The sequence below is a fragment of the Parabacteroides faecalis genome, assembly GCF_022809355.1.
Lineage (GTDB): Bacteria > Bacteroidota > Bacteroidia > Bacteroidales > Tannerellaceae > Parabacteroides > Parabacteroides faecalis.
Genome location: NZ_JAKZMM010000022.1, coordinates 64,284 through 70,600 on the forward strand (window position 1 = coordinate 64,284; position 6,317 = coordinate 70,600).

4 protein-coding genes are annotated in these 6,317 nt (G+C 43.3%); 3 read left to right on the forward strand and 1 reads right to left on the reverse strand.

All coding sequences use genetic code 11. The features are described from left to right. Positions 1-27 precede the first annotated feature (27 nt). A complete protein-coding gene (locus tag MUN53_RS09915) occupies positions 28-822 on the reverse strand; it encodes a thymidylate synthase (protein ID WP_243325222.1) in 795 nt (264 codons plus the stop codon). Between the two features lie 388 nt (positions 823-1,210). Between MUN53_RS09915 and MUN53_RS09920 the strand changes: the two genes are divergently transcribed. From MUN53_RS09920 to MUN53_RS09930, 3 genes are all read left to right on the forward strand, one after another. Continuing rightward, positions 1,211-3,958 carry a GH92 family glycosyl hydrolase gene (locus MUN53_RS09920; protein WP_243325224.1) on the forward strand — a complete coding sequence of 916 codons (2,748 nt, stop codon included), beginning with the start codon at positions 1,211-1,213 and terminating at the stop codon, positions 3,956-3,958. Between the two features lie 33 nt (positions 3,959-3,991). Further along, entirely contained in the window at positions 3,992-5,212 is a 1,221-nt protein-coding gene (locus tag MUN53_RS09925) for an S-adenosylmethionine:tRNA ribosyltransferase-isomerase (protein WP_243325226.1), read from the forward strand. A gap of 316 nt (positions 5,213-5,528) precedes the next feature. After that, the coding region (locus tag MUN53_RS09930) for a carboxypeptidase-like regulatory domain-containing protein (RefSeq protein ID WP_243325227.1) at positions 5,529-6,317 on the forward strand (789 nt) is incomplete at its 3' end.

A 6,317-nucleotide genomic window follows, 5' to 3' on the forward strand; every position in this document is an offset into this window, starting at 1 on the left:
ACACAATTATTATATGTTCTTATTTGATCAGACAGCGACAACGCCTTTGATGTGCGGGTGTGGGTCGTAACCGATCAAATGAAAATCTTCATATTGGAAATCAAAGATGCTTTTGACATCCGGGTTCAATTCCATACGCGGAAGCGGACGCGGTTCGCGCGTCAACTGGAGTTTTACCTGCTCCAGGTGATTGGAATAGATATGGGCATCGCCCAATGTATGAACAAAATCTCCGGCTTTCAATCCGGTTACCTGCGCCATCATCTGCAATAACAGGGCGTAGGAAGCAATGTTGAACGGAACACCCAAAAAGATGTCGGCGCTACGCTGGTACATTTGCAAACTTAATCGTCCGTTTGCCACATAGAATTGAAAGAAAGCATGGCAGGGCGGCAGATTCATATTATTCAAATCCCCCACATTCCAGGCGCTGACAATGATACGGCGAGAGTCGGGATTATGCTTGATTGTCTCGACAGCTTCGCTGATCTGATCAATCGATCCTCCTTGATAATCGGGCCACGAACGCCATTGATAACCATAAATGTGTCCTAAATTCCCATCCGGATCGGCCCATTCGTTCCATATCCGCACACCATTGTCCTGTAAATACTTTACGTTGGTATCACCTTTCAAGAACCAGAGCAACTCATAAATGATGGATTTCAAGTGAAGCTTTTTCGTTGTCAGCAACGGAAAGCCGTCTTCCAGGTTGAATCGCATCTGATGGCCGAAGATACTGGTTGTGCCCGTACCGGTACGATCTTCCTTATGAACGCCTTCTGTCAGTACACGGTTGAGCAAATCAAGATATTGTTTCATTCTATTTTTCTGCTTAATGGAACAAAGGTACTATTTATTTCTGTATTTCCGGGTGTGATAGTAGAATTCTTTCATCAGAAAGCACCGGGATATTTCTTTTATTGCCTGGAGTTAAACTTTCAGTGATGCGGAGATATTCTTTAGTTCACGCCGAGATATTCTTTAGTTCACGCCGCGGATTACTTAGTTCACGTCGTGGATTAAGTAGTTCACGTCGTGGATTACTTAGTTCTCGACGTGAACTAAAGAATAGGTTACTGGATTTGCTTTTTTAGAAGGTTGTTTCTGGATCAAAAGAAGGGGGGATTCTGATAAAAAGACGGAGGAGATGGATTTACAGGAAAAATACTTATTTTTACCTGCTGTTAAATAAGGAATCATTGGTATCATGAAAAAGTGTCTTTGGATTATTGTTTTGGTAACATGGGCTGCTTCTGTTGGGGCAACAGGGGATAATATAGCCCGACTGGCCAACGTGAAAGTTTCTTCAGCTGTTGATGAGCAGACAGGAGAGAAAGCAATTGATGGAAAAATCCGTCTTTTTAATCAAGGAGAGTGGCGGTCAACTGGCAGTGTTAATTTCTATGGACAAATTGATTATCCCTGGATTGAGTTGGAATGGAAGCAGGAAGAGGAAATAAACGAAGTAGTACTTTATGATCGTCCTTCGTTGGAAAGTCATATTGCCGGAGGAATACTTTATTTCAGTGACGGATCGGAGATAGAAGTTTATGAGATACCGAATGATGGTTCTCCTAAGCTGATTCGGTTTCCGGCCAAGAAAGTCCGGTGGGTCCGCTTTGAATGTACGGATGCGGATGGAAAAGAAGTTGGCTTGTCGGAGATAGAAGTCAATGCTTGTGGCAGTTCGAATTTGGATTTTGTTTCGAAAGTGAATCCTTTTATTGAGACAACCCGCGGACGTTACTTTTTCTTTGTGACGGGTAGTCTTCCTTTTGGAATGATTAGTGCGGCACCACTGACACGGAATAAAAATCAGTATGGTGGTGGTTACAACTATAATTCTACTGAAATCTTAGGCTTTCCGCAGATACATGATTGGATGCTTTCGGGTGTAACCCTTATGCCTACCACCGGAAACGAAAGTCCTATAGGAGGAGAAAAAGAGTGGAAATCTCCTTTTCTTCATGCTGGTGAGATAGCCAGACCCGGTTATCATCGGGTGTTTCTGGAGAAATATGGTTTGTGGGTAGAGCAAACAGCTTCTGATCGGGTTAGTTTCTATCGGGTTCAATATACCGGAGAGGACAATACCCATTGTGGCTTGTTATTGAATTTGGGAGGTTATGTGGCTACGACGACGATGACAAATGCCCGTGTGCGGAAATGTAGTCCTACTGAGCTCGAAGGAGAGGTCACGACGATGGGACGTTTGTGGGGCGGTCCGGATAGTGTCAAGATTTATTTTGCCTTGCAATTGGATAAACCGATGGAAGACTTGGACGGCTGGGACGATACCTGTTTCTATGAACAAATAGATTCGTTGCTCGGTACCGGAAAGGCAAAGGCCAGACATACGGGGATGAGTTATTATGATGCTCCGTCTTCCGGTGTTCGTATGAATATTCCTGTCCGGACGGGTGATGAGATACAGGTAAAATGTGCCGTTTCTTATACCAGTGTAGAAAATGCCTGGGCTAACTTACACTCGGAAATACAACATTGGGACTTTGAAAAAGCTTGTCGGGATGCCAGACAAGTCTGGAATGATTATCTGGGCCGTATTGAAGTGGAAGGCGGAACGGAAGATCAGCAAGTCAAGTTTTATACAGACCTGTGGCATGTATTGCTGGGACGCCATAAGATAGATGATGTGAATGGGGATTATCCTGATTATACCGACGGAGAACGCCGGGGAAGCCAGACGGTTCATATCCGGTATAAAACGAGAACATTGCCCAAAGATCCGCAAGGAAATGTGAAGTTCCACATGTATAATTCGGATGCCTTTTGGCTGACACAGTGGAATCTGAATATTCTTTGGGGATTGGCTTGGCCGGAAGTACAGGATGATTTTGCTGCCTGCCTGATTGAATATGCCAAAAATGGCGGATTGATACCAAGAGGTCCTAATGCCGGAGGTTATTCGTATATTATGACGGGTTGTCCGGCCACGCCTCTTATTACCAGTGCTTATCAGAAGGGCATTCTGACGAAAGTGCCAGCCGAGGAAGCCTATAAATGGATGTATAAGAATCATCACGATGGTATGTTGGGCGACCGTAACTCCATTCGTTTTTATGAAAAGCATGGGTACTTCGCAGATAATGCCGGCATAACATTAGAGGCTGCCTTCCAAGACTGGTCATTGGGACAAATGGCGCTTAAGATGGGAAAGATGAAAGATGCCCGTCATTTCGACAAGCGTTCGAAAGGATGGCAGACATTATATCATCCGGAACAGGGATTGTTGTTCCCGAAACGGGCAGATGGTAGCTGGTTGCATGAAGATCCGTTGAATGGAGCCGGCTGGGTAGAAGCCAATGCCTGGCAGGCTACCTGGTCTGTTTCGCATGGTATCGAAGAGCTGGCCCGGTTAATGGGTGGTAACGAAAAGTTATGTCGGAAACTGAATTATGCTTTCGAGCAGGCACAGGACGAATCGTTTGTTTTTGGGTATAGTAACGGGTATGTCAGTTATGCCAATCAGCCGGGATGCTCGAATGCTCATGTATTTAATTACGCCGGAGCACCTCAGTTGTCCCAGTATTGGGTTCGTCAGGTCAATGAAAAAGCCTATGGAGCTGTATCTCCTGGAAAAGGTTATGGCGGCCATGATGAGGATCAGGGGCAGATGGGCGGAGTCAGTGCCTTGATGTCTATCGGATTATTCAGTCTGAAAGGAACATGTTCGGTAGATCCGGTGTATGAGATCACGGCCCCGGTCTTTGACGTTGTTCGGATCAAGCTGTCACCTACCTATTATTCAGGGAAAGAATTTGTGATCAGGACATATAATAACTCGAAGTCCAATTGTTATATCCGGAAAAGTAGTCTTAATGGAAAACCGTTGGATACGTTTTGGTTTTATCACAAGGACTTTGCCAAAGGAGGAACATTGGAATTGTGGTTGGACGACTCGTTTCCTGAAACGGACTCCACATCAATCAAATAAATTCGTACTTTTGTGCAGTAAATAAGTAAGAAGATGAGTAACAAGACACAGCAAATACGTATAGAAGAGTATGATTATCCGTTACCGGATGAGCGAATTGCCAAATTCCCTTTGGCAAAACGGGATGAATCAAAACTGTTGTTATATAAAGACGGACAAGTTTCGGAGAGTGTATTCAAGCATATTGCTGATTATTTGCCCGCGGGTTCGTTGTTGGTCTATAACAACACACGGGTAATTCAGGCACGGTTGTTGTTCCAGAAAGCAACAGGTGCACGGATTGAAGTCTTTTGTCTGGAACCGGCTGAACCGCATGATTATGCTTTGATCTTTCAGCAGACAGAACGTTGCAGCTGGATTTGTCTGGTTGGAAATCTGAAGAAGTGGAAGGACGGTTTATTGACTAAAAAGGTGACCATTCAAGGAGAAGAAGTGATTCTTTCGGCAGAAAAGAAAGAAAGTCATGGCGATAGTCACCGGATTGAATTTACCTGGAATAATCCGAAATATACGTTTGCTGATCTGTTGGATGCAGCAGGCGTCCTTCCGATTCCTCCTTATTTGCATCGGAAAACAGAGAAGAGCGATTTGGTAACCTATCAGACGGTTTATTCCAAGATAAAAGGGTCGGTAGCGGCTCCGACTGCCGGTTTACATTTTACACCCGAAGTCCTGGCAGATGTGGATGCACATGGCATTGGTAGGGAAGAAGTAACTTTGCATGTAGGTGCCGGAACTTTCAAACCCGTCAAGAGTGAAACCATCGAAGGCCATGAGATGCATACGGAGTTTATTTCCGTTCGCCGTTCGTCAATCGAGCGTATTCAGAAGAATTTGGGAAAGATCATCGCTGTAGGAACTACTTCCGTTCGTACGTTGGAAAGTTTATATTATATAGGTGTCAAATTAGCGTCGCATCCGGATGCGACATCCGAAGAGCTTGTTGTAAACCAGTGGATGCCTTATGAGGCAGAGAATAACCGGATTCCGGTAGCCGAAGCGTTGCAACATATATTGGATTATCTGGATCGACATCAGGCCGACAAACTGGTAACAGCAACGCAGATTATCATTGCTCCGGGCTATGAGTTTAAAGTTGTTCGTGGAATCATTACCAATTTCCACCAGCCTAAGAGTACCTTGTTACTGTTGATTTCTGCTTTTGTCAAAGGTAATTGGCGGACTATCTATGATTATGCCCTCAGTCATGATTTCCGTTTCTTGAGTTATGGAGACAGTTCGTTGCTGTTGTAAGCAGTCTAAATAAATAGACTGTTTTTCCTTGGGAAGAACGTCAGAAACCAAGTGGAGTGAATGAAGTCAGAAACTAAGTTTTAAATGAAATGTAATAGTTCTGTAATGTGATTTAAGACGTATTATTCGTTCCTTTGCGCCCGAATTAAACCGGTTAAGAGTTTGAATGCTTATTTATAGAATTCCTTTATTATCCTTCTGATGATAAAGGAATTTCTATTGATCCGAGTTTGTGTTGAGGTGGAAATAGAGAGTTGGAGTTTGATGAAAATTAAATTCCTCTTTCAAGTAAAATAAATATAAACAAAAAAACGGAATGAATAATCTAGAACATGTTATTCGTAAGAGTTTGGTCGTAGGAGGCCTTTATTTTGTCCCCGTGTGGGCTATGGCGGCTCCTATCGAAGTACCCAATCCTAAAGACTTTATTGAGAAAGCAAGTAATCTGCAGATTAATCAGACAAAAACAGTTACAGGAACTGTTGTAGATGCCGCAGGAATACCCGTTATTGGTGCTAACATTTTAGTAAAAGGAACGACAAATGGAACCATTACGGATATTGACGGTAATTTTTCTATTGAAGTAGAAGAAAATTCTATCTTGGAGGTTTCCTACATTGGTTATGTTACGACTGAAGTAAAAGTAGGTGCAAATACAACATTGTCAATCACGTTGAAAGAAGATAGCCAGGCTTTGGATGAATTGGTCGTTACAGCCTTGGGTATTAAACGTGAAGAAAAGGCTTTGGGTTACTCTGTACAAAAGGTATCGGGTGAAGATCTGTCTGTGGTAAAAGGGGTAAACGTAGCCAGCAGCTTGACAGGTAAGATTTCCGGATTACAGATTAATAATAGTTCTGAAATTTCTGAATCACCAGAATTAAAGTTACGTGGTGAATCTCCGTTGATTGTAATTGATGGTGTCGCTTATGGTAATATGAGTATGAGTGATATCAGTGCGGAAGATATAGAGAGTATAGACGTATTGAAAGGGGCTACAGCATCCGCATTGTACGGAGTTCGTGGTCGTGCCGGTGCGATTATGATAACCACAAAGAAAGCCAATGAAGAAGGTGCACTGACTGTAAATGTATCAAACAATACC

What these genes read in the sequence shown, in the direction of transcription:
- MUN53_RS09915 (WP_243325222.1), bottom strand. Translation starts at nt 822, where the DNA reads ATGAAACAATATCTTGATTTGCTCAACCGTGTACTGACAGAAGGCGTT.
- MUN53_RS09920 (WP_243325224.1), top strand. Translation starts at nt 1,211, where the DNA reads ATGAAAAAGTGTCTTTGGATTATTGTTTTGGTAACATGGGCTGCTTCT.
- MUN53_RS09925 (WP_243325226.1), top strand. Translation starts at nt 3,992, where the DNA reads ATGAGTAACAAGACACAGCAAATACGTATAGAAGAGTATGATTATCCG.